This window comes from Paenibacillus glufosinatiresistens (assembly GCF_031470375.1).
In the GTDB taxonomy this organism is placed as follows: domain Bacteria; phylum Bacillota; class Bacilli; order Paenibacillales; family Paenibacillaceae; genus Paenibacillus_AQ; species Paenibacillus_AQ glufosinatiresistens.
This window is the reverse complement of sequence record NZ_JAVFHT010000003.1, coordinates 52,294-75,526: the sequence shown is the minus strand read 5'-3', so window position 1 is coordinate 75,526 and position 23,233 is coordinate 52,294. Positions and strand designations below refer to the sequence as shown.

21 protein-coding genes are annotated in these 23,233 nt (G+C 55.2%); 2 read left to right on the top strand and 19 right to left on the bottom strand.

Features of this window, described 5'->3' with window-relative positions:
• Window positions 1–22: 22 nt before the first annotated feature.
• The 18 genes from RBI05_RS05290 to RBI05_RS05205 all read right to left on the bottom strand — a co-directional run bounded on the left by RBI05_RS05290 (window position 23) and on the right by RBI05_RS05205 (window position 19,057).
• Window positions 23–1,489, bottom strand: coding sequence for a flagellar hook-length control protein FliK (locus tag RBI05_RS05290; protein WP_310550343.1), 1,467 nt, complete (start codon window positions 1,487–1,489; stop codon window positions 23–25).
• A gap of 36 nt (window positions 1,490–1,525) precedes the next feature.
• A complete protein-coding gene (locus RBI05_RS05285) occupies window positions 1,526–2,482 on the bottom strand; it encodes a kinesin (RefSeq protein ID WP_310550342.1) in 957 nt (318 codons plus the stop codon).
• Window positions 2,483–2,500: 18 nt separating this feature from the next.
• Window positions 2,501–2,947, bottom strand: a complete 447-nt coding sequence (fliJ, locus tag RBI05_RS05280) for a flagellar export protein FliJ (RefSeq protein WP_310550341.1) — start codon at window positions 2,945–2,947, stop codon at window positions 2,501–2,503.
• Between the two features lie 5 nt (window positions 2,948–2,952).
• The gene (fliI, locus tag RBI05_RS05275) at window positions 2,953–4,272 is read right to left on the bottom strand and encodes a flagellar protein export ATPase FliI (protein ID WP_150457454.1); all 1,320 of its coding nucleotides are present in this window, start codon (window positions 4,270–4,272) and stop codon (window positions 2,953–2,955) included.
• Window positions 4,259–5,107, bottom strand: coding sequence for a FliH/SctL family protein (locus RBI05_RS05270; protein ID WP_310550340.1), 849 nt, complete (start codon window positions 5,105–5,107; stop codon window positions 4,259–4,261). Before RBI05_RS05270 ends, fliI begins: the two co-directional genes overlap by 14 nt.
• Window positions 5,100–6,116, bottom strand: a complete 1,017-nt coding sequence (gene fliG, locus RBI05_RS05265) for a flagellar motor switch protein FliG (protein ID WP_150457222.1) — start codon at window positions 6,114–6,116, stop codon at window positions 5,100–5,102. The genes RBI05_RS05270 and fliG overlap by 8 nt, the downstream gene beginning before the upstream one ends.
• A gap of 4 nt (window positions 6,117–6,120) precedes the next feature.
• Window positions 6,121–7,707 (bottom strand): flagellar basal-body MS-ring/collar protein FliF, encoded by a 1,587-nt coding sequence (fliF, locus tag RBI05_RS05260; RefSeq protein WP_310550339.1) that lies wholly within the window; start codon window positions 7,705–7,707, stop codon window positions 6,121–6,123.
• A 34-nt stretch (window positions 7,708–7,741) separates the two neighbouring features.
• Window positions 7,742–8,056, bottom strand: coding sequence for a flagellar hook-basal body complex protein FliE (gene fliE, locus RBI05_RS05255; RefSeq protein ID WP_310550338.1), 315 nt, complete (start codon window positions 8,054–8,056; stop codon window positions 7,742–7,744).
• Window positions 8,057–8,121: 65 nt separating this feature from the next.
• Window positions 8,122–8,568: a flagellar basal body rod protein FlgC gene (gene flgC / locus RBI05_RS05250; RefSeq protein ID WP_150457219.1), complete on the bottom strand. Its 447-nt coding sequence runs from the start codon at window positions 8,566–8,568 to the stop codon at window positions 8,122–8,124.
• Between the two features lie 3 nt (window positions 8,569–8,571).
• The gene (gene flgB / locus RBI05_RS05245) at window positions 8,572–8,979 is read right to left on the bottom strand and encodes a flagellar basal body rod protein FlgB (protein ID WP_150457218.1); all 408 of its coding nucleotides are present in this window, start codon (window positions 8,977–8,979) and stop codon (window positions 8,572–8,574) included.
• Between the two features lie 394 nt (window positions 8,980–9,373).
• Window positions 9,374–10,774 (bottom strand): ATP-dependent protease ATPase subunit HslU, encoded by a 1,401-nt coding sequence (gene hslU, locus RBI05_RS05240; protein ID WP_310550337.1) that lies wholly within the window; start codon window positions 10,772–10,774, stop codon window positions 9,374–9,376.
• Window positions 10,775–10,804: 30 nt separating this feature from the next.
• Window positions 10,805–11,353 (bottom strand): ATP-dependent protease subunit HslV, encoded by a 549-nt coding sequence (gene hslV / locus RBI05_RS05235; protein ID WP_150457216.1) that lies wholly within the window; start codon window positions 11,351–11,353, stop codon window positions 10,805–10,807.
• Between the two features lie 16 nt (window positions 11,354–11,369).
• Window positions 11,370–12,746 carry an FADH(2)-oxidizing methylenetetrahydrofolate--tRNA-(uracil(54)-C(5))-methyltransferase TrmFO gene (trmFO, locus tag RBI05_RS05230; protein WP_150457215.1) on the bottom strand — a complete coding sequence of 459 codons (1,377 nt, stop codon included), beginning with the start codon at window positions 12,744–12,746 and terminating at the stop codon, window positions 11,370–11,372.
• A gap of 31 nt (window positions 12,747–12,777) precedes the next feature.
• Window positions 12,778–14,877, bottom strand: a complete 2,100-nt coding sequence (gene topA / locus RBI05_RS05225) for a type I DNA topoisomerase (RefSeq protein ID WP_150457214.1) — start codon at window positions 14,875–14,877, stop codon at window positions 12,778–12,780.
• 36 nt (window positions 14,878–14,913) lie between these two features.
• A complete protein-coding gene (dprA, locus tag RBI05_RS05220) occupies window positions 14,914–16,044 on the bottom strand; it encodes a DNA-processing protein DprA (RefSeq protein WP_310550336.1) in 1,131 nt (376 codons plus the stop codon).
• Between the two features lie 140 nt (window positions 16,045–16,184).
• Entirely contained in the window at window positions 16,185–17,114 is a 930-nt protein-coding gene (gene sucD / locus RBI05_RS05215) for a succinate--CoA ligase subunit alpha (protein ID WP_310550335.1), read from the bottom strand.
• A 50-nt stretch (window positions 17,115–17,164) separates the two neighbouring features.
• Entirely contained in the window at window positions 17,165–18,325 is a 1,161-nt protein-coding gene (gene sucC, locus RBI05_RS05210; protein WP_150457211.1) for an ADP-forming succinate--CoA ligase subunit beta, read from the bottom strand.
• Between the two features lie 261 nt (window positions 18,326–18,586).
• Entirely contained in the window at window positions 18,587–19,057 is a 471-nt protein-coding gene (locus RBI05_RS05205) for a MarR family winged helix-turn-helix transcriptional regulator (protein WP_150457210.1), read from the bottom strand.
• Window positions 19,058–19,206: 149 nt separating this feature from the next.
• On the opposite strand from RBI05_RS05205, the gene RBI05_RS05200 reads away from it, so the two are divergent.
• Window positions 19,207–19,635 (top strand): organic hydroperoxide resistance protein, encoded by a 429-nt coding sequence (locus RBI05_RS05200; protein WP_150457209.1) that lies wholly within the window; start codon window positions 19,207–19,209, stop codon window positions 19,633–19,635.
• A 127-nt stretch (window positions 19,636–19,762) separates the two neighbouring features.
• Window positions 19,763–21,457, top strand: a complete 1,695-nt coding sequence (locus RBI05_RS05195; RefSeq protein WP_310550334.1) for a YifB family Mg chelatase-like AAA ATPase — start codon at window positions 19,763–19,765, stop codon at window positions 21,455–21,457.
• A gap of 67 nt (window positions 21,458–21,524) precedes the next feature.
• On the opposite strand, the gene RBI05_RS05190 is transcribed toward RBI05_RS05195, so the two are convergent.
• Entirely contained in the window at window positions 21,525–23,084 is a 1,560-nt protein-coding gene (locus tag RBI05_RS05190; protein ID WP_310550333.1) for a fibronectin type III domain-containing protein, read from the bottom strand.
• Window positions 23,085–23,233: the final 149 nt, after the last annotated feature.

Sequence of the window (23,233 nt, the reverse complement as noted above, 5' to 3'; positions counted from 1 at the left end):
CACCTCACCTTCATCTGAACGTTTATGCTTCCGCTATGAAATTACTCCGCAGCGAATCGAACGGATTGCGGACCGCGTTCATCAATTCTCTCCAGTCGTCCTCCAGCTCTGCCGCCGCTACGGCGTCGTCCTGGCTGTCCGAACGGCTCTTGGAACGCTTCTGGTCGCCTTGCTGTCCCGATCCCGAACGGCGTCCGTCCTGGTACATCTGGGATTGCATCGTGCTTGTGTTCTGGGTAACCTCAAGCTTCTCTACCTGAAGCCCCTGGGATTGCAGCGCCGAGCGAAGCTGCGCCATCTGATTCTCGAGAAGATCCTTGGCGCCTGCATGCTCGGTAGCAAAATGGGCAACCAGCAGGCCGTTCTGCATCGTAATCTTGACGTCCACCTGACCGAGATGCTCCGGAAACAGCGACAGAGTCGCTTCAAGAGCGTCGCCGCGCTTAATGACTTCCATCTTGCCGCCGATATACGCGTTCATCTCCTGGGCGAACCGCTGAACGGGCACCTGCGGCGTCTCGTTTTTAACCGATGGGTTCAGACCGTCCCGAAGCGACAGCTGTCCTGCCGTTACGACCCGGTTCTCTTCCCCGCCGACACTAGCGTGCTCAGACTTCGCGCTGTCCTTGTCACCGGAGGCTTCCGCCTTGACGGAGAGAACAGCAGCTTCAGCCAGCTTCGGAGAATCGTTCTCCGTTCCGGATGTCTGGGCAAGAGAGGCATGGCCGGCCGGGTTCATGACAGCTGCATGTCTGGCATTGTCGGAAGCAGGCATCACCAAGCGGGGAGCTTGTTCAGCAGCCGAATTGCGCCCTGTCTCATTCGTTCCATCTTGCAGAGAAGCTGTGGGCGTTGCCGACTGGGCCATTGCTGCGCCCTGACTCTTCCCGCTGCCGGCTGCCGCTTCATTCAGAACTTCGGAGAATTGGTTCAGCACGGTTAAGACCTGCGCTTTCTGCGTTTGTCCGTCTGTTCCTTCCGTCTGCTCCATCACCGCTACGAGGCGGTTCAGCGCGTCCTGCAAGGCAAAACGAACCGTGCCCGCATTCTGGGCCACTTGTGGCAAGTCGGATGTAGTATCGGCTTCCGTCTGCTCCTCACCGGAGCCTTTAAGAGCTACAAACGCCTGGACCAGCCATTGCTGCAGAGTCGCCAGCAGTGCCGGATCGGCATTCAGTTGCTCATCAAGCTGGTCCAGCTCGGGTTCCAGCTTCGCGATCAGTCCCGCTCCGTCCGACACTTTCTGCCCCGCTTCCGCAGAGGCTTGTCCAGCAAGAAGAGCCAGCAGCGGGCTCGCCTGGATCAGAGAAGCCGAAGCGCCGGTGTCTGCCTCCGCAGCCGAAGTCTGTGCCGTACCGGCCAGTGTCTGAACGAGAGTCTGGGAGAAAGGGAGAAGCGCTCCCTGGACCTCGCTGCCTGCGGCTGCTCCTGCAGCACGGGCAATTCCTGAACTTTTGCCTGCCGAAACCATATTGAATACTAAACTCATTTAAGTATCACCTCCTCCTTCTAGTATATCGGCAGATCACTTGCCTCCCATTAACCGATTGACCACTTTTCCAGCAACTTCCGCATTGTCTTTCGTCATCTGGGATAGAATGGAGGACCGTGTGCTGTCATTGACGGATTTCAGAATGGTGATCACCTTGTCCGGCGTCACGCTATACATCTGGTTAAGCAGCTTGGCCGAATCTTCCGCAGGCATTGAAGTAAAAGTGGTGCTGAGCTGGTCGCGGCCCAGAGTGGCGCCGGATGCGGTTCCTGCGGATGCCTGCGTTCCAGACTCTTTTTTGAGCCGAGACTGGAGGGCCGCAATCGCCATATCGGAGGAATCCGTCGCTTCTTTTAGCTTAATCGAGACATCGGCGGCAATCTTCGGGTCCATCTTCTCCAGAATAGCCGTCTTGCTCTCATTGTTCATCGCGCTGAACAGCTGAACCATCTCTTCGGTCGTCAGATTCTGCATGATGGCAGCGGCTTTCGCCGCTTTCATTCCGGCATAGAGCTTGGCGAGATCCTTGACGCTCTTCTGATAGTTCTCGTCAGCCTGGGCCGCGGCCTGTGCCGTTCCGGCATTCTGAAGATCCGTAATCTGGGTCTTGAGCGCCTTCATCTGTTGATCCTGAGCCGTCTTCTCGTCGGTAAGCTTCTTGACCTGCTCCTGCTGCTGGGCCAGTTGAGCCTTGAGTTCCTTTACGGTCGGATCGGAAGCCTTTGCCGTTTCGTCTGCCTTGGTGCTGTCCGTCTTTTGCGAACCGGCAGAAGTTCCGGCGGAGTCCGTTTTGGGATCCGGGATCCACTGTTCTACTACGGGAATCTTGTTCAACGCCTGAAGCACGTTGTTGCGGATATCCATATTGAATAGCGTCAGCAGCACTCCGATCAGCACAAGCGTAAAGATGATCGGAATCATCAGAAACAGGAAGCGTTCGAACTTGCTGGCCGACCCTTCATTTTCCAAGTCAAATTCATTTTGTTCCACCCGCGAATCCCCTCCGCCCTAGTGGGATTTCATCGCGAAGCGGACGGTTGCCATTTCATCCAATTCGTTTTGTTCCCTAAGATTCATATCCTGCTGAAAAGCAAGCTTCGCTTTGTCGCGAGCTTTCAGCCATACCTTCTCATCCAGCACCTTGCTGCTGAGATGATCCTGCTTCTCCTGCACCTGCTTGTGGGCCCGGGAGATGTCTCCCAGCTTGCGGGCGATACAGGCGTCGAGATAATCGACATAGTTCTGCATTTCGCAAATCTTGGCGACAGGAGTCTTCTGCTCGGCCGCGTTCAGCAATGCATCCATGAGTTCGTTGCGCTGCCGCTTCAGCTCTCCAAGGCTCTGTTCCTGGGCTTGCAGTTCTCCAAGTGCGCTTGAGAGCATCCATTCGGCCTGTGTCTTCTCGTTGCCCTTCAAGTCAACCACTTTCTGAAATGAATAATGAAATCCCTTCATGCTGATCATCTCCTCGAGAACTCGGAAATTAAGCGCTGCTGCACCTCAGGCAACGTAACCTTTTCGTTAACCTTCTGCTTCGTGAAATCCCAGACGCTGTCGATAAAATGGATCGCCTCGTCAATCTGCGCGTTGGACCCGCGCTGATAGGCTCCGATATTGATGAGGTCCTCGGATTCCTTGTAGACCGCCATCAGCCGCTTCACGTTCTCCGCCGCCTCAATCTGTTCCGACGGAGCGATGTCCTTCATAACCCGGCTGATGCTTGCCAGAACATCAATGGCCGGAAAATGCCCTTTGTTCGCAATCGCCCGGTTCAGAACGATATGCCCGTCCAGAATTCCCCGGACGGCATCGGCAATCGGTTCATTCATGTCATCTCCGTCTACGAGCACCGTGTAGAAGGCCGTTATCGAGCCTGTCGTTCCGGTTCCGGCCCGTTCGAGCAGCTTGGGCAGACTGGCGAACACGGACGGGGTATAGCCCCGCATTGCCGGCGGTTCGCCGACAGCCAGTCCCACTTCGCGCTGGGCCATCGCATAACGGGTCACCGAGTCCATCATCAGCATGACGTTCAGTCCGCGGTCGCGGAAATATTCGGCGATGGTGGTTGCAATCAAGGCGCCCTTGATCCGGATCAGCGCGGGCTGATCGGAAGTCGCCACTACCACGACCGAACGCTGCAGTCCTTCCGGCCCCAGATCGCGTTCAATGAAGTCCAACACTTCGCGTCCGCGTTCGCCGATGAGTCCGATTACATTGACGTCCGCAGAGGTGTTGCGGGCAATCATGCCCATCAAGGTGCTCTTGCCGACGCCCGAACCCGCGAAGATGCCGACACGCTGGCCTTTGCCGATGGTCAGCAGCCCGTCTATAGCGCGAACGCCGATACTGATCGGCTCATGCACGCGCGGACGGTTAAGCGGGTTCGTCGGGATATTGAACGTGGAGCTGTGAGGCATCCGGGCGGGAATGAGCGAGCCGTCCAGCGGCTGGCCCAGACCGTCGAGCACTTTGCCGAGCAGCTCGGAGCCGACTTGAACGCTCAGCGGCTTGCCTGTTCCGACGACATCGCAGCCCGGCCCAATGGCCTGCAGCTCCCCCAGCGGCATCAGCAGCACTTTATTGTCCCGGAATCCGACGACTTCGGCTTTCAAAGGTTTGTTGCCCTTGGACGGATAGATGTAGCAGACATCGCCGATGCTCGCATCAGGACCTTCCGACTCCACCATCAGTCCGATAACCTGCGTAACCTTGCCGTTGATCCGGACCGGATCAAAGCTGCGAAGCTGATGTTTGTATTTATGCGGATCAAGCATGGTCATCACCGTTCTTGCCTTCCTCATTGTCCAGCGCCAGACGCAGCAGCTCTTTCTTGATCTCCTGCAGCTGGGTGTCTACCCGGGCGTCTATACTTCCGAAGGAAGACCGGATTACGCAGCCATGGTCCCGAACCGTCGCATCCGGCAAAATTTGCAGTTCAGCCTGGGAGTCAATCGACAGCGAGAGTTCCTCTCTCGCCGCATTGACGAACGTGAACTGGGACGGCGAGACGCAGAGCGAAATCACGCCCTGCTCCCGTTTGCGGGCCAAGTTCCGTTTAATGAGATCAACGGCGAACGCCGGCTCCACCGTCAGCTGTTTTTCAACAATTTTCTCCGCAATGTCGCAGCTGAGCTCGACTAGAAACGGTTCCGCCTCCTGGATAATCACATCGCGGGCTTTATACGCTTCCGACAAAACCGCACGGGCTTCTTCCATCAGCTCTGCCGTCTTGAGCTTCATTTCTTCTTCGGCGCGAACCGCACCTTCATTGTAGCCCTGCTGGAAGGCTTCGGCCTTGACGGCTTCGATCAAGTGCTCATCCTGCTCCCTGCGGGATTGCCACCACTCCTCGGCTTCCCGCCGGGCCTGCTCCACGATCCGTTCGGCTTCCGCAGCGGCCCGGCGCACCTGGTCCTCCGCAAAGGCCTTGGCGTCGCTCAGCATCTGGCGTCTCGACTGCTCTGCCGCTTCCCGCGCAGGGTCCGCATAATGCGTCTCGCCCGGAATCTCCGGCGAAGCCTGCTCTTCTGCAAGTCCGGCATGCTGGCGGGCCTGCTCGAGCCGTTTCAGCACATCGACCGGGACGTATTGGGAGTGCTTGATCAATCTAGACAATGATGTCATCTCCTCCGCCGCGGGCTATGATGATTTCGCCCGATTCTTCCAGTCTGCGGATAGTGCCTACGATGCGGGTCTGCGCTTCTTCGACGTCACGCAGCCGCACTGGCCCCATATACTCCATCTCTTCGCGGAATGTCTCCGCCATGCGCTTGGACATATTCCGGAAGATAACATCCCGCACTTCTTCGCTTGCCACTTTGAGCGCCAGCTGCAGGTCGGCATTCTCGATATCGCGGATAATGCGCTGAATGGAGCGGTTGTCCACATTGACGATATCCTCGAAGACGAACATGCGCTTCTTGATTTCTTCGGCGAGCTCCGGGTCCTGAATCTCCAGCGAATCGAGAATGGTGCGCTCGGTCCCCCGGTCGACGCCGTTGAGGATTTGAACGATGGACTCGATGCCGCCTGCATTGGTGTAATCCTGTGTCACCGTAGCGGACAGCTTCTGTTCCAGCACCCGCTCGATCTGCGCGATTACTTCCGGAGAAGTGCTGTCCATAACGGCGATTCGCCGCGCCACCTCCGCCTGCTTCTCCTGGGGCAGCGATGATAGAATGGCCGCCGCTTGTTCGAATTGAAGGTAGGAGAGCACCAGCGCAATGGTCTGAACGTTCTCGTTCTGAATGAAATTCAGAATCTGGCTCGGGTCCGCTTTTCTTGCAAAATCGAATGGCCGCACCTGAAGCGTCGCCGTCAGGCGGCTGATGACTTCCAGCGCTTTCTGGGAACCGAGCGCCTTCTCCAGAATCTCCTTGGCGTAATTGATACCGCCCTGAGTGATATATTCCTGGGCCAGACAAATCTGGTGGAATTCCGATAAAATCGATTCTTTCTCTGAACTGTCCACCTTGCGGACGTTGGCAATCTCCAGCGTCAGCTGTTCGATCTCCTCGTCACGCAAATGTTTGAATATCTGGGCCGATACTTCGGGCCCGAGCGTAATGAGCAGGATCGCCGCCTTCTGGCGTCCGCTCAGCCCCTGCTGAAGCGCTTTTGCCATGACCTCACCTCTGTTCGTCGGCAAGCCATGTCCGCAGCAGATTTACGAATTCGTCCGGCTTCTTCTTGGCCAGACTCTCCAGCTGCTTGCGTACCTGACTCTCATTCGTCACGCTGTCCAGATTGATCGACGGGAACTCCGTCGGAACTTGCAGCGGAACTTCTTCTTCTTCCTCTTCCTCGTTTCCGCGGCGGCGGCGGTAGATCATGTAACCGACCCCTGCGCCCAGAAGCAGCGCGCCGGCGCCGATGGCCCAGATCATCCAGGTCGCCATCCCCCCGGCTGCCGCCACGGTATCGTCCGCGACGAAAGGCTGCGCATAGACGAGCACTTTCTTGGCCAAATCCGCGTCCGTATACGTAGCTCCCGAATCGGAAAGAGACGCCCGGACAATGTTGATTAGAATATTCTGAATGGCGTCTGTCGTAGCCTGATCCAGAGCGGTCTGCCCATCGGGTGGTTCAACGGCTACGTTTATGGTTAAGTCTTTAACTGTATATGGGCTTGCTATAATGTCGCGCGTAATATGGTTGACCTCATAGTTCCTCGTCTCCGAAGTCTCCTCCGAAGAGGTCGTCCCCGCTCCGCTGGTTGAAGGATACCCTTGGACATCCCCCGAACCGGTGCCGGCAACGCCGCCGTCGCTGCTTCCCTGACCCGAATACGTATTGCTGATAATCTGGGAACTGATCTCGATGCCTTTCATATTCTCCGTATCGACCGGTGTTGCCAATTTCTCCTGGCTGGTGACTTTGTCAAAATTCAGCTTCGACATTACGAGCACATCGACTTTGTCAGGACCGGTAAATTTGGACAGGAAGGCCTTAACATTCTTCCGAACTTCTTCTTCAAACTTCTTCTGGAGGGCAAAATTCTCTTCCACCTGGCTGGAAATCCCCGCCTGGCCGCCGCGGGCCGATGGCATCAGTTCACTCTCGTCGTTGGCAATGGTAATGTTATCGATCGGCAGATTCGGAACCGCCGTCTTGACGAGGTTGAAATAACCGTCTACATTCTCCTGCGAGGGACGGAAGCCGGGATCAAAAGTCAATACGACTGAAGCGGACGCCCGCTCCTGGTCATCTTGGGAGGCGAACACCGTCTCTTTGGGAAGATTAATGAGGACCTTGGCGTCCTTGACTCCCTGCATTTTGCGCAGCAATTGGGCTACTTCACCGTTCAAGGCATTGTTGTATTTCACATTGAATTCATTGTCGGTGGTGCCCAGCATGGAAGAACTCTGGTCGAACACTTTGAAGCCGATTGAACCTTCCTGAACTATCCCCTGGGAACCGATATCAATTTTGATGCGGGCCGCATCCGTGCTGGGCACCGAAATGGTCTTGCCGTCAGCGCTGAGCTTATAAGAGATGCCCGAAGTTTCCAGATAGTTGATGACCCCAGCGGAATCGGTTGCATCGAGGTCCCGAAAAGCGACTTCATACTGGGTCTTGGAGAGTTGCATGGTTACTACAATAATGATTAATAAAATAATAAACAGCGTCGAAAAGAAAAGAATCTTCTGCTTGACGCTGAATTTATTCCAGTACGAGACTATACGGTCCCTGAACTGGGCGAATCTTTCATTCACGGTGTCACCTCATCCGAAACTAAGCTAGGATTATTTAGATCTGCGTTCTCATAATTTCCTGGTAGGCTTCGATGACTTTGTTTCGGACTTGGGTAGTCAACTGCAGACTGAGCAGAGCCTGCTGGGAGGCAATCATCGTATCATCGACATTCACTTCGCCAAGCACAAACTTGTTGTTCATATCTTTGGCGTTCTGTTCCTGTTCGGCCACCTGATTAAGCGCATCTTCCAGGTAAGTGCCGAAGCTCTTTCCCGCTCCTCCCGCCGAATCTGTAGTGGAAGCTACGGTCGTCGTCTTTAAGCCAAGCGGCTGAATGGACTGTGTACCGAGCATGATGTTTTGTACCAAATCAGTTCCTCCTTAATAGGCGTCAAGCTTACTTATTATTTAACACTTTTTGGATCAAACTAAACTCATTTCCCAATCTCCAGCGCCTTGCTGACCATCGCTTTGGTCGCGTTCAGCATGGTTACATTGGCTTCATAGGAACGCGAAGCCGAGAGCATGTCCACCATTTCCTTGGCGATATCCACGTTAGGCATATATACGTAGCCGTCGCTGTCCGCGTCGGGATGCGTCGGGTTGTAGACAGGCTTAAGCGGGCTCGGATCTTCGACGATCGATTTGACTCTCACGCCTTCATCTCCGCTCCCCATCTTGGACTTCAGAATATTGGAGAAGCTGTCGCCTTCCGTCGATTCCAGCACAACCATCTTGCGCCGGTACGGCACGGCTTTGCCGTCGACCACAGAAGCGCGGGTCGTCTCGGCATTGGCGACATTAGAAGAAATTACATCCATTCTCAAACGGTTGGCGGTCAGGGCCGAAGCGCTGATCCCGAAACTGCTGCCAAAGTTCATTGTTTATTGACTCCCTCCGATTGCCGTGCGCATCATACTCAATTGGCTGTTGAGCTGAGTGATATAGGAGTTGTATCTCAATTGATTCTCGGCGCCGAGCGCCATCTCCCTGTCGATGTCCACGTTGTTGCCGTTGTTGTTCATGCTCGAACTCCGGTCCGTTGTAGTCACCGGCTGGGGAACTGCGGCAGTCCCGAATCTGAAATGCCTGCTATCTGTTACCCGAGCCCCCAGAGCGGGAGCGGTGCCTTCCGCCGCTGCCTGCAGAATCGATTCAAAGGAAACATCCGAACGTTTGAAGTTGGGAGTTTCGGCATTGGCAACGTTATTGGCGAGGACATTTTGGCGCAAAGTCGCCGCTTCCATTCCTCCCTGCAGCCTCTGGAAGCTGATACCATTTAACAAGCCCATCCTGTTCACCCTTCCACTTATGCTGTCGTCTATGAAAGAATTCCACATTCATTCCTGAAATCCTCTTTAAATTCGACACCCTGATGAAGTTTTTTGTAATTCAGGTTAGTTTTTCGTCGAATTTTGTCGTACAAAAAAACACCAGAAAGATCGACTTTTTTTACATATATAGATTTTCGGCGAATTTGAATAATATTACAATAAGAAAATAGCCCTATCTTTCTTCGAAAGAGAGGGCTTTAAGCTCATATCATCTATTTATTTACATTTATATCCCAATTATTTCTACCAAATTCCGTTATCAGGCTTCATTCCCCAGCAAAAATCCAGTCAAACGCCTTGTCCCTGGTACTATTTACCTAGAAAGCAATCTGTAAGGCAAACGTACCCGAACTTATAGAATGTACTGGCTCAAATCGCGATCCTGGGCGATTCCTGCCAGTTTCTCGCGAACATATTCGGGCGTTATCGTCATCTTCTCCAGTGTCAGCTCCGGAGCTTCAAACGAAAGATCCTCCAGCAGCTTCTCCAGGATCGTATGCAGCCTGCGCGCACCGATATTCTCCGTGTTCTCATTCACGGAAGCGGCAATGCGGGCGATTTCCCGGATCGCCTCCTCCTGGAACTCAATTTCGATATTCTCGGTCGCCAGCAGATGGACATACTGCTTGGTCAGCGCATTCTGCGGCTCCGTCAGTATGGAGACGAAGTCATCCAGCGATAAGCTGCTGAGTTCGACGCGGATCGGGAAGCGTCCCTGAAGCTCGGGAATCAGATCCGAAGGCTTCGATACATGAAAAGCTCCAGCGGCCACAAACAGCACATAATCCGTCTTGACCGGACCATATTTGGTCATGATTGTCGATCCTTCCACGATCGGCAGAATATCCCGCTGAACGCCTTCGCGCGAAACATCCGGCCCCGACCCCTTGCCCTGGCTGGCTACCTTGTCGATCTCGTCGATAAAAATGATTCCGGATTGCTCGGCCCGAAGAATGGATTCCTGAATGACGTCATCCATATCGATCAGCTTGGCGGCTTCATCCTGAATCAACACCTTGCGCGCTTCCCGGACGGGAAGCTTCCGTTTCTTCGTCCGTTTGGGCAGAAGGCTGCCGAACATCTCCTGCATGTTCATGCCCATCTGATCATTGCCCTGGCCAGCGAACATATCCAGCATGGTCGACGAGGTATCCGGCACATCGACTTCGATCAACTCATCCTCGAGCTGGCCCGCCAGCAGCTTGAAGCGAACTCCTCTGCGCCGCTCGCCCAGACCGGCTTCCTGCTCACCCTCGCCCTCGGGCTTCGCCTCTTCCCCGCCGCCTCCAAAGAGCATCTCGAACGGGTTGCGCTGGCTCTTGCTCTTGGACGAAGACGGAGCGAGAAGCTGGACGATTCGTTCATTAGCCAATTCCTCGGCCTTATCCTTCACCTTCTCCGTGCGCTCCGCTTTGACCATACGGATGGACGTCTCCACCAGATCGCGGACCATAGACTCCACATCGCGGCCCACATAACCCACTTCGGTGAACTTGGTCGCCTCTACCTTAATGAACGGTGCTCCGACGAGCTTCGCAAGCCTGCGGGCGATCTCCGTCTTCCCGACCCCGGTCGGGCCGATCATCAGTATATTCTTGGGTACAATCTCGTCGCGAATCTCTTCGGACAGGCGGCTGCGACGGTAGCGGTTGCGAAGGGCAACTGCTACCGAACGTTTGGCCTGCTTCTGGCCAACGATGTATTTATCCAGCTCGGCGACAATCTGCCGCGGAGTCAGAGCTTCATTCAGCATAAGAATGCTCCCTTCCTTCCTGGCGCTTGGCTACGCTTGGATCTGTTCCACAATAATATTGGAATTCGTATAGACGCATATTTCCGAAGCGATCTGCAGCGCTTCTCTGGCCATCTGGCCGGCGCTCATATCGGAAGCATGCCGTTTCAGCGCCCGAGCCGAAGCCAGCGCGAAATTGCCGCCTGATCCGATAGCCAGCACATCATCATCCGGTTCAATGATCTCGCCATTTCCCGAAATCAGCAGCATCCCGTTCTTATCCATTACGATCATCAGCGCTTCCAGCTTGCGGAGCACCCGGTCCTGTCGCCAGTCTTTGGCGAGCTCGACGGCGGCCCGCTGGAGATTGCCGTGATGTTCCTCCAGCTTGCCCTCAAACTTCTCGAACAGCGTAATGGCGTCGGCTACGGAGCCGGCAAAGCCCGCAATCACCTGACCCCGGTACAACCGGCGTACCTTCTTGGCCGTTGTCTTCATGATAACGCTTTCTCCGAATGTAACCTGCCCGTCTCCCGCAATGGCGGCTTCGCCATTGTGGCGGACGGCGCAGATGGTGGTGGCATGAAAGCTTGGCAGCATATTCCCCTACCTCCTCCTAGGATGGATTCCGGACTTCGGCAGCCGGGGCCTTATAAGCCAGGCCGCTCTCTACCGCGAACTGCTCCAGGCTGTCCAGCGCCCGGAGGGCCAGCATTTCATTCTTCTCCTTCTTGCTCTTGATCCGTTTCTCGGGTTTCGGCAGGAGGCCAAAGTTAGCGTTCATCGGCTGGAAATGCGCCGGGTCCGCTGTGGTGATATAGGCCGGCATACTGCCAAGCACGGTCTCCTGCGGGAAGATCACCGGTTCTTCGCCGAGCGCAGCCCGGGCAGCGTTCAGACCGGCGATGAGCCCGGAAGCAGCCGACTCGACGTAACCCTCAACTCCCGTCATCTGACCGGCAAAAAACAGCCGCTCGTTCCCTTTTAGCTGATAGGTGGGATGCAGCAGCTTCGGCGAATTGATGAAAGTGTTGCGGTGCATGACGCCGTAACGGACATATTCCGCGTTCTCCAGACCCGGGATGAGCGAGAATACCCGCTTCTGTTCGCCCCACTTCAAATGCGTCTGGAATCCGACCAGGTTATAGAGCGTTCCGGCCGCATTGTCCTGGCGGAGCTGGACGACGGCGAACGGCAGCTTGCCCGTATGCGGGTTGACGAGGCCGACCGGCTTCATCGGTCCGAACAGCGCCGTCTGCTTGCCGCGCTTCATCATGACCTCGATCGGCATGCAGCCCTCAAAATAAATCTCCTTCTCAAAATCCTTCAGAGCCGCCGTCTCGGCCGATACCAGCGCATCATAGAAGACGTTGAATTCCTCTTCCGTCATCGGGCAGTTCAGGTAAGCCGCTTCTCCCTTGTCATACCGGGAGGCGAGATAGACCTTGCTCATGTCGATGGAATCCTTCTCCACGATCGGCGCCGCCGCATCATAGAAGTAGAAGTACTCTTCGCCCAGCAATCTGCCGATCTCGGCGGACAACTCCGGCGAAGTCAGAGGTCCGGTGGCAATGACTACAATGCCTTCCGCCGGAATTCGCCCTACCTCTTCATGTATAACTTCAACCAGGGGATGATTATGCAGCGTATCGGTAATTTCTCCGGAAAAACCGTCCCGGTCAACGGCCAGCGCGCCGCCGGCCGGAACCGCGTTGCGGTCGGCAGCGCCGAGGACGAGCGATCCGAGCCGCCGCATTTCCTCTTTGAGCACTCCAACCGCGTTGCCCAAGCCGTTCGCCCGGAGCGAATTGCTGCAGACCAGCTCGGCGAACTTGTCCGTATGGTGGGCCGGCGTCTTCACGACCGGCCGCATTTCGTACAGGCGTACCGGCACGCCCTGTGACGCGATCTGCCAGGCGGCTTCGCTGCCCGCCAGGCCTGCTCCGATAACGGTTACCGGAGCGGTTGTTCTCTGCTTCGTTGATTGACTCAAGATGTGTACCCTCCATTAAATCGCAAATGCCTTATTCCGCCGCCTCATCATCGGCTTCTTCCACCATTTCCGTATGATCGCAGGACGTACATTGCAGCTTCACGCCCTGCTTGCTGCGTTTCTCCACCATCCACGCGCCGCATTCGGGACAAGACTTGGCAGACGGCCGGTCCCACGAGACAAAATCACATTCCGGGTACCGGTCGCATCCGTAGAAGACGCGTCCCTTCTTGCTCCGCCGCTCCACCACCTTGCCTTCGCCGCATTTCGGGCAGCCGACTCCGATATCCTTGATGATCGGCTTCGTGTTGCGGCAGTCCGGGAAGCCCGAGCAGGCCAGAAATTTGCCGAACCGGCCCAGCTTGTAGACCATCGGGCTTCCGCATTTCTCGCAGAGCTCGTCGGAGACCTCGTCAACGATTTCAATCTCCTTCATTTCTTCTTCCGCTACATCCAGACGCTTCTTGAACGGCCCGTAGAATTCAGCGAGCACTTCCACCCAATCCTCGGAGCCTTCCTCGACATGGTCAAGATCTTCCTCCATATGGGCCGTGAACTCCACATCGAGAATCTCGGGGAAGAACTGCTCCATCTGTTCAATGATCAGTTCGCCAAGCTCGGTCGGCATGAATTTCTTCTCTTCAATGGCCACATAGCCGCGTTTCTGGATCGTCTCCAGCGTCGGCGCATACGTGCTCGGACGGCCAATGCCCAGCTCTTCGAGCGTCTTCACCAGTCTGGCTTCCGTATAGCGCGGCGGCGGCTGGGTGAAATGCTGCTTCGGCTCGACTTCGCGGCGCTCCAGCCGGTCTCCGGCCGCGAGCGGGGGCAGATATTTATCTTCCTCGGTCGTACCGTCGTCGTTGCCCTCAACGTATACCTTCATGAAGCCCGGGAAGGATACCTTGGAACCGACGGCCCGGAAGACCGCCGGTCCTGCCTGAATGTCCACCGAGAGCGTATCGAGCACAGCAGACGACATCTGGCTGCTGACAAACCGCTCCCAGACCAGCTTGTAGAGCCGGAACTGATCACGGCTCAAATACTCCTTGACGCTGTCAGGTTCCCGAAGAACGGATGTGGGCCGGATGGCTTCATGGGCATCCTGGGCCCCGGCCGCTTTTTTGGAATACTGCCGCGGTGTTTCCGGGGCGAATTTCTCGCCGTACTTGCCTACGATCAGCTCTTTAGCCTCATCCTGCGCCGTTGTGGAAATTCGCGTCGAGTCGGTACGCATGTACGTAATCAGACCGACCGTTCCTTCCTTGCCCAGCTCGACGCCCTCATAGAGCTGCTGTGCCACGGACATGGTCTTCGACGCCCGGAAGCCGAGCTTGCGCGCCGCTTCCTGCTGAAGCGAACTCGTCGTGAAGGGAGCGGAAGGATGACGCTGACGCTCCTTCTCTTTCACTTCGCCGACTATGAAATCGGCGCCTTCAATCGCCTTCAGCACTTCCTGGACGTCGCTCTCGCGGCCAAGTTCCTTTTTCACACCGTTCATCTTATGGAACTTCGCTTCGAACACGGAATCCTTGATCCCAAGGCGGGCGGTGATGCTCCAGTACTCCTCTGGCACAAATGCCGAAATTTCATTCTCCCGGTCCATGATAATCTTGACGGCCACCGATTGAACCCGGCCCGCAGACAGTCCTTTTTTGACTTTCTTCCATAATAAGGGGCTGATCTGATAGCCGACCAGTCGGTCGAGAATCCGGCGCGCCTGCTGGGCGTTGACGAGATTCATGTTGATTTTGCGCGGCGTCTTGAACGCATCCTTGACCGCCTGCTTCGTGATTTCGTTGAACACTACCCGGCATTCCTGGGTATCGTCCAAATCCAGCGCATGGGCCAGATGCCAGGCGATAGCCTCTCCTTCGCGGTCCGGGTCAGCCGCCAGATAGACATTCTTGACTTTCTTGCTGGCGTCCTTAAGTTCTTTCAGTACAGAGCCTTTGCCCCGAATGGTAATGTATTTGGGATTAAAGTTGTTCTCGACTTCCACCCCGGTCTGACTTTTGGGCAAGTCCCGAATATGTCCCATGGATGCTTTGACAATATATTTGCTGCCCAGGTATTTGCCGATCGTCTTCGCCTTCGCCGGCGACTCGACAATGACCAGTGAATCCGCCACAGGTTCGTCCTCCTCGTAAAATTAACGCTTCCTCTTTTATACGATTTTATAGATAGCGCCCGGTAATTGAACCACCGCTTTTTTTATGATTAAAGATAGCAGAAGCGAATGCAAAAGTCCAAAATCGTACCCGCTCCGGCCAAGCAGTTCGTCGAAAGTAAAGGGGCCCTGATGCAGTATATGGTATAGTTGGGACTCCTCACTTGTCAAATTGTTTTCGTCCAGAGCGAGCGTCCCCGCTTCGCCGGTTGTTTCTCCATCCGCCTTGCCCTCTCCCTCTCCGGGCAGTGTCAGGAGCCAGGGTTCGCGGTATTCCTCCCAGATATCTTCGGGGTTTGAGACCAGCTTCGCTCCCTGTTTCAGCAGATCGTTCGAGCCCCGGCTCTTGGGAGAAGTGATCGGTCCCGGCACGGCAAAAACATCGCGTCCCGCCTCCAGCGCCGCGTCCGCTGTAATCAGGGAACCGCTCCGGCTGTCCGCCTCCACCACCACCGTCCCGAGCGCAAGTCCCGCGATAATGCGGTTGCGCCGGGGGAAGAGGCCCGGATGGCTCTTCGTTCCGATCGGGTATTCGCTGACCACCAGGCCCTCCCGCTCAATAGCCCGCAGCAGGCTCCGATTCTCGGGCGGATAAATTTTGTCGATTGCCGTCGCCATGACGGCAATCGTGCCGCCCGGTCCCGGCAGAGCCGCTTCATGGCAGATGCTGTCGATTCCGCGGGCCAACCCGCTGATAACCGTCATCCCCTTGGCCGAGAGCGCCGAGGCCAATGCTTCTCCGACCCGGCGGCCGTAGACGGTCGGAGCCCGGGTACCGACCATGGCAATGGAAGGCCGTGTCAGCAGTTCGGTCCGGCCGCGGAGATAGAGCACCCAAGGCGGCTCGGCCGCTTCGCGCAGCCGGAACGGATACGCTTCATCCGTGACGGCAAGATAGCGGTACCCGGAAGCCTCCAGCAGCTCCAGCCGGCGGGCGATCCAGTCCGGCGACCACTGCTTCGCCAGCCGGTCCGCCGCCGCAGGCGGAAGCCCGATTCCGAGCCATTCCTTTTCCGAGCAAGAGAAAGACGCTTCGGTCAGCATCCCGCATCGCACAATCCGGTTCAGGCTGGCCCAGCCGATCCCTTCCATTTCATGCAGTCCAAACAGCAATTCGCTGCGATTCATTTCATAGCCTCCTTCAAATGGTCTTAACAAGTCATCCAACGCAAAAAAGCAACCTCTCCTCCCGCGCGGGGAATGAAAGGTTGCTTACCTCTTGCTTCCATTATACTCGAATAAACCGTTCCATCAATGGCCTGCCGGAATCAATGTGTCGTGCAGGCGTTGAGAATGCCCTGCTCTTCCAGCACTTCGACAAGCGTTGCGCCCATTTCAGCCGGAGTTGGAGCCACCCGGATGCCGCAGGCTTCAAGCACCGCGATCTTCTCCGCCGCCGTCCCTTTCCCGCCCGAGATGATCGCTCCGGCGTGGCCCATCCGCTTCCCCGGAGGAGCAGTCGTTCCGCCGATGAAACCGACAACCGGCTTGGTCATATGCTCGCGGATCCATTCGGCCGCCTCTTCCTCCGCCGTCCCCCCGATTTCGCCGATCATAATTACGGCCTTGGTGCCCGGATCGTCATTGAAGCGTTTCAGGATATCGATGAATTCCGAGCCTTTGACCGGATCGCCGCCGATGCCGACTGCCGAGGACTGGCCGATTCCGCGCGAAGTCAGCTGATGCACCGCTTCATACGTCAGCGTCCCGCTTCGGGAGACGACGCCCACATAACCCGGCATATGAATATAGCCCGGCATAATGCCGATCTTGCATTCGCCCGGTGTAATGACGCCCGGACAGTTAGGTCCGATCAATACCGTGGAACGGCCTTCCATATAGCGTTTGACCTTGACCATATCCAGCACCGGAATCCCTTCCGTAATACAGATCACGAGGTCAAGCTCGGCATCGACTGCTTCCATGATCGAGTCGGCGGCGAACGCCGGCGGCACATAAATCACGCTCGCCGTAGCGCCTGTCGCCGCCTTGGCTTCCTTCACGGTATCAAAGACCGGAAGGGTAACTTCGCTGCCGTTGTCGAGTGTAATGGAGACATTCGTTCCGCCTTTTCCGGGCGTTACCCCGCCGACCATCCGGGTACCGTAATCAAGCGCTCCCTTGGTATGGAAGAGACCCGTAGATCCCGTAATCCCCTGTGTAATCACCTTCGTATGCTTATCGACAAGAATGCTCATTCAACGTCACATCCCCTTAAGGTTGGTAAAATACGCAGCGAATCATCCGCCTACTGCACCAGAGCCACAATTTTACGGGCCCCGTCCGCCATGGAATCGGCCGAAACGATATTCAGCCCGGAGCCGGCCAGAATTTCCTTGCCCAATCCGACATTCGTACCCTCCAGACGGACAACAAGCGGCTTGGTGAGTCCCAGCTGTCCCGCCGCTTCCACCACACCGCTCGCGATCACGTCGCAGCGCATGATGCCTCCAAAAATATTAATGAAGATTCCGTTCACCTTATCGTCGGACAAAATGATCTTGAAGGCTTCCGTTACCTTCTCCGCCGTCGCGCCGCCCCCTACGTCCAGGAAGTTGGCCGGTTCGCCGCCGTAATATTTGATAATATCCATTGTAGCCATAGCCAGCCCTGCACCGTTGACCATGCAGCCGATGTTCCCGTCCAGGGCTATATAACTGAGGTCATATTTGGATGCTTCGATCTCCTTCTCGTTCTCTTCCTCCAAGTCCCGCAGAGCGAGAATGTCCTTGTGGCGGAACAGCGCGTTGGAATCAAAGTTCAGCTTGGCGTCCAGTGCCAGCACCTCTCCGTCGCCTGTAACGACAAGCGGATTGATCTCGGCAATGGAGCAGTCATTATCCACAAATGCGGAATACAGCGCTTGCATAAACTTGACCGCTTTATTCGTCAATTCTTTTGGAATGCCAATTCCGTAGGCCAGCTCCCGCGCCTGAAAAGGCTGAAGTCCGACGGCCGGATCAATGACCTGTTTAAAAATCTTCTCCGGATGCTCGGCAGCCACTTCCTCAATCTCCGTGCCGCCTTCTTCCGAACCCATCAGCACGACGCGTCCGGTTCCGCGGTCCACCACAAGACCGATGTAGTACTCCTTGACAATCTGGCAGCCTTCTTCAATTAGCAGGCGTTTGACCACTTTGCCCTCCGGTCCCGTCTGGTGGGTAACCAGCGTCTTGCCCAGAATTTCTCCCGCATAGCTGCGGACTTCATCCAGATTCTTCGCGACCTTCACGCCTCCGGCTTTACCCCGGCCGCCGGCGTGGATCTGCGCCTTCACCACCGTTACCGGACTGCCAAGCTCCTGCGCCGCAGCAACCGCTTCTTCCACCGTATAAGCGACTTTGCCGTTCGGTACGGCAACGCCGTACTTCTTAAGCACTTCTTTTCCCTGGTACTCGTGGATATTCATTGACGGAAGCCTCCTAAAGTGTTGCGGGATCGCGGCAGGCTGCCTGCCGTTCATTCCGCATTCCGTTTTGATTGCCGCAAGGTCAGGTCCGGGAGAAGATATGTAGCCATGCCAATACTCCCGGAACAGGTTGAGAGTCACCTGAAGCCGAGAATATTGTAACATGATTTAAAAACGCTTACCTCAAAAAGTTGTCGATCTTTATACATACATTTTCGCATGATTTCATATCAAAACGCGATTGATTGTATAGACAGAACCTCACACCTTGGACGGAGACTTGAAATTCGCCTGATGTACCCGGCCCAGAAGGTCCTTGAACTGGCACAGCAGCGCTCCGAATTCCTCCTCGGACAGCATGGTTCCTTCGGCAATTTTGCCGGGGATCTCCCTTGCCTTCTCCTGAAGGGCCCAACCGGTGTCGGTGAGAGTAATAAGCACTTTGCGCTCGTCTTCGAGCGACCGGTCACGGTTGATGAGTCCCGCAGCCTGAAGGCGCTTGAGAAGCGGCGTCAGGGTCCCGGAATCCAGATAAAGCTCTGCGCCGAGTTCCTTGACCGTGCACTGCTTCTTCTCCCACAGCACAAGGAGCACCAGATACTGCGAATACGTTACGCCGAGCGTGTCCAGATAAGGCTGATACAGCTTCGTGATTTCACGAGAGCAAGCATAAATGGTAAAGCATAGCTGATTATCCAGCAGCAGTTCGGGCGTTGTTGTTTTTTCATCCATTATGGTCACCTGCTTTCTTATGACGATCATATCATAAATGCGGACGGAATTCATGATAATAGCAAAAAATGAATTGACATTTTCTTTTATTATGATAAATTAAATTGTGTAAAATATAATTTACTAAAATGAATTGGAGCGATGAACCCATGATGACCATTCAGCAAAAAATGTACGAAACCACGGTTAAGGCTGTCGGCGGCCGCGACGGCTATGTCGAATCCGCTTCCCCGGTCTTCTCCCACAAGATTTCTACCCCCCGTGAGATGGGCGGAGCCGGCGGAGAAGGCACCAATCCTGAACAGCTGTTCGCAGCCGGTTATGCGGCCTGCTTCGACAGTGCGCTGAACATGGTGGCCCGGATGAGCCGGACGAAGATCGAGGGCAGCGAAGTAACGGCTACGGTCAGCTTCGGCAAGGTGGAAGACGGCGGCTTCGGCATTGGCGTGAAGCTGGCCGTGCTGGTCTCAGGCGTTGATCGTGAGACGGCCGAGAAGCTGGTGGAAGGCGCCCATGCAGCCTGTCCGTATTCCCGCGCTACCCGCGGCAACATTGCGGTGGAGATCGAAGTTCTCTGATTTGATTTTTGGGAGAAGCCGGTTATATAATGAAGGAAAGTTTTTGCGGTTCTTGCAGAGAACCGGCGGAGAATGGCGGAAGCACCCCTTTTCTGGACACTTTACAGAAGAGAGGGTGTTTTTTGTCATGTACGGAACGTTGAACAGCGCTTGTCTGTACGGCATCGAAGGGGTGATGATTCAGGTCGAGGTGGATTTGTCGAGCGGTCTGCCCCAGACCCATATTATCGGACTGCCGGACTCCGCCATTCGGGAGGCGGTTGAACGCGTCCGCGCTGCGGTGAAGAACTGCGGCTACCGCTACCCGCAGCAGCGGATTACGATTAACCTGGCCCCTGCAGACCTGCGAAAAGAAGGCTCTGCCTTTGACCTGGCTATCGCGCTCGGACTTCTCGCCGCCAGCGGCCAGCTCGTTCTTCCGGAACCCGACCGGCTGCTGCTGATCGGCGAGCTGGCGCTGGACGGCAGCCTCCGCCCGGTCACCGGCGTCCTGCCGATGGTTGCGGCTGCGCGGAGCTGCGGTCTGAACGCCGTACTGCTCCCCAGAAGCAATGCGGCGGAGGCTGCGCTGGTCTCGGGCATGCAGATTTATGCGCTGGGCCATCTGAAAGAACTATCGGCCGCCGAACCGGCCGGTGAATCGTCCGCTCCCGGCTTAGCGTCCGGCGGCTTGGAGATCAGCGGAATCGGGCAGTTTCCGGTCTCCAGTGAAGCACTCCCTTTCCCGGTCTACGAGAGCGGGCCGCTGCATGCTGTGTCCCAGCCGCTTGTTCTCCAGTCACTGGAGCATTTGCGCTACCAGCCTGTCCCCTCATCTTCCGGTGCGGGAAGCGGACCGGAGCCGGCAGAAGACTACAGCGACGTCCGGGGCCAGCACCAGGCGAAGCGCGCGCTGACCATCGCGGCTGCCGGGATGCACAATATTCTGCTTCTTGGCCCTCCCGGTACCGGCAAGACCATGATGATCAAACGGCTGGCCGGCATTCTCCCTCCGCTCACCGAGACGGAGGCATTGGAGGCGACGAGAATCTACAGCGCTGCCGGGCTGCTCCGGGAACCCGGACAAGGCTTGCTGCGCAGCCGTCCTTTTCGGTCGCCGCATCATACGATCTCTGCCGCAGGCATCATCGGAGGCGGCAGTATTCCGAAACCGGGTGAGGTCAGCCTTGCTCACCGGGGCGTTCTCTTCCTTGACGAACTGCCCGAATTTCCGCGCGGAGTGCTGGAATCCCTGCGCCAGCCGCTGGAGGACCGTCTGGTGACAATCAGCCGGGCAAGGGCTTCTTTTACCTATCCGGCTCATTTCCTGCTGGCGGCTTCCATGAACCCCTGCCACTGCGGACTGCTCGGGAGCAATCACCCCCACCTCCGCTGCACCTGTTCCCCGGCGCGCATTGCCCACTACCGCTCCCGGATTTCCGGCCCGCTGCTGGACCGCATCGACCTCCAGGTCGATGTTCCCCGTCCCCGGGATTCCGCCGCCACTGCCGCCGAGCCTGCGATGAGCACCGCCGATATGCGGGCAGCCGTCGAGCGGGCCCGGCGCATGCAGATAGCCCGCTACGCCGGGCGGCCTTTCTCCTGGAACAGCGAGCTGTCGGGCTCTGCGCTGCAGCAGTACGCATCCCCCGGCAGAGATGGGGAGGCCCGGCTCCAGGACCTTATGGAGACGCTGGGCCTGAGCCTGCGCTCCTATGACCGCATCCTGAAGGTCGCCCGCACGATCGCCGATCTGGAAGAAGCCGCAGACATCGCCCCCTCCCATATCGCGGAGGCGCTGCAGTACCGGATACTGGACCGGAAGGGGCATGAGGAGGAGTAGAGGAATCAACATAACAAACTGCAATCCCGCTATCAAAAAAGGGACGCCTCTCGGCGTCCCCATATATTCATTTATCCGACGTATACACGTTAATCTCGAATGTTAATATTTTATCGAAGACTACGTAGTCTTTACGGCTCTTGAAGGGTCCTTTGTTGTTATTGTGTTTATCGATCGCAAAAGAAGCTGGGCCAGTACCTGCTGCTTTTGCTTCATACCAAGTAATAAAAGCATTTACTTCAGCCATCGATAGATCATATTCTTTTTCAAAACCGTTATTTAACGTTATCGTTAATAAGGCTCTGTCTGTCGAAGCAAGGGTCGCTGTTACGGTGTTGCTCTTGGAAGATTGGTTCCCAGATGTATCTATGGCCGTCATATAGAAGCTGTAGGTGGTTTGATTGTCCAGGCCTGCAACAGTGTACGTCGTTCCCGTTACAGTACCCACATTCAATGGAGTGCCGTTCATGTAGATCCTGTATCCCGCCAAATCCGTTTCAGTGTTAGCGTTCCATATTAAGGTTACAGAGTCTTCCGTTTGTTCTTTGACGGCAAGCCCGCGTGGAGCTGCTGGAGATACTGAATCATAAAGTGCAGTAACCGTATCAGATGGCGCAGAAGCAGTACCTACCAGATCATAGGCTACCACATAATAAGAATGAGTAACATCATTCGTCAACCCGGTAACTGTGTAAGAAGGAGACGAAATAGGCGAAGAATTCACTTTTACCCCATCAACAAAGATATTGTATGTAACCGATGATTGATCAAGCTTAGTTGATGGAGACCAAGCTAAATTAGTATAACCATTGTTCACTGTTGCCTCAAGATTAGAAGGGGCTGTGGGTTCAGCAAAGTTAGGGGCATTAAGCAAATCCGGGGATTCAACGACACGAACGGCACTATTCAAAAAACCATTATTATGTGTGGGTGAATCGTCAACAAGACTGCTGTTCGCAACGTCAAATCGGTATAAACCGACCAATCCATTTTCATTACCGGTTAGTTTACGATTCCATACATAACCTACCTCATCAGCGGATAAGGCTCGTTTATACATACGAAGGTCATCGATATATCCATTAAATGTGGACATACCCGTATATAGACCAGTTGGAGTGGGCTCCCCGCCAAGGATCAGTAAAGTATTGCTATAGGTAATAACATTTTCGGATGAACCATAGTCATTTGTATCTTTTAGAATGCCATCTACATAAAGTTTTTGATATCTGCCATCAAATGTCCCGGTAAATGTATGCCAACCACGGTTCAAGCTGGACAAAAGAATGCCATTTCCATGATAAGCGCCTCCTGAATAAAGATAAAAATTCAAATATCCAGGAACACTGTTAACTGTGAAATCGTAACCGCTAGCCTCAGCAGTAGAAAGCAGACGAGTATCATAAGTAATTGAGCTCCAGTTGGAAGAATAGGCACTAATTTGAATTGTAAATGCAGAAGCGGGCTTTTGGGCCGAGACCTGATTAATATACGCGTATGTGCCGTTCGTCGGGAATGACAAAGCAGTCGCATTGTTGGTACCAGGACTACTGGCATATGCAGATCCGGGAGCCAGGATCGACATAAGAATTACCATTAACAGAGCAAATGAAACCAATTTTTTCACGTAAATTCCTCCTGTACTGTTTATAGCCGTTAACCACATTATCCCAAAAGGCTCGCTTTGTCCAAGAAAATAATTCCTATTATGTAAGTATTGGGGATATGTAAAGAAATATATATCCTTTTTACGCATAAATTTGTAATCAAAACTTT

What these genes read in the sequence shown, in the direction of transcription:
- RBI05_RS05205 (WP_150457210.1), bottom strand. Translation starts at nt 19,057, where the DNA reads ATGGATGAAAAAACAACAACGCCCGAACTGCTGCTGGATAATCAGCTA.
- fliG (WP_150457222.1), bottom strand. Translation starts at nt 6,116, where the DNA reads ATGGCAAAAGCGCTTCAGCAGGGGCTGAGCGGACGCCAGAAGGCGGCG.
- dprA (WP_310550336.1), bottom strand. Translation starts at nt 16,044, where the DNA reads ATGAATCGCAGCGAATTGCTGTTTGGACTGCATGAAATGGAAGGGATC.
- hslV (WP_150457216.1), bottom strand. Translation starts at nt 11,353, where the DNA reads ATGCTGCCAAGCTTTCATGCCACCACCATCTGCGCCGTCCGCCACAAT.
- RBI05_RS05290 (WP_310550343.1), bottom strand. Translation starts at nt 1,489, where the DNA reads ATGAGTTTAGTATTCAATATGGTTTCGGCAGGCAAAAGTTCAGGAATT.
- hslU (WP_310550337.1), bottom strand. Translation starts at nt 10,774, where the DNA reads ATGCTGAATGAAGCTCTGACTCCGCGGCAGATTGTCGCCGAGCTGGAT.
- sucC (WP_150457211.1), bottom strand. Translation starts at nt 18,325, where the DNA reads ATGAATATCCACGAGTACCAGGGAAAAGAAGTGCTTAAGAAGTACGGC.
- flgB (WP_150457218.1), bottom strand. Translation starts at nt 8,979, where the DNA reads ATGGGCTTGTTAAATGGTATCAGCTTCCAGAGGCTGCAGGGAGGAATG.
- RBI05_RS05195 (WP_310550334.1), top strand. Translation starts at nt 19,763, where the DNA reads ATGTACGGAACGTTGAACAGCGCTTGTCTGTACGGCATCGAAGGGGTG.
- fliJ (WP_310550341.1), bottom strand. Translation starts at nt 2,947, where the DNA reads ATGAAGGGATTTCATTATTCATTTCAGAAAGTGGTTGACTTGAAGGGC.
- RBI05_RS05200 (WP_150457209.1), top strand. Translation starts at nt 19,207, where the DNA reads ATGATGACCATTCAGCAAAAAATGTACGAAACCACGGTTAAGGCTGTC.
- flgC (WP_150457219.1), bottom strand. Translation starts at nt 8,568, where the DNA reads ATGAACTTTGGCAGCAGTTTCGGGATCAGCGCTTCGGCCCTGACCGCC.
- sucD (WP_310550335.1), bottom strand. Translation starts at nt 17,114, where the DNA reads ATGAGCATTCTTGTCGATAAGCATACGAAGGTGATTACACAGGGGATT.
- fliI (WP_150457454.1), bottom strand. Translation starts at nt 4,272, where the DNA reads ATGACCATGCTTGATCCGCATAAATACAAACATCAGCTTCGCAGCTTT.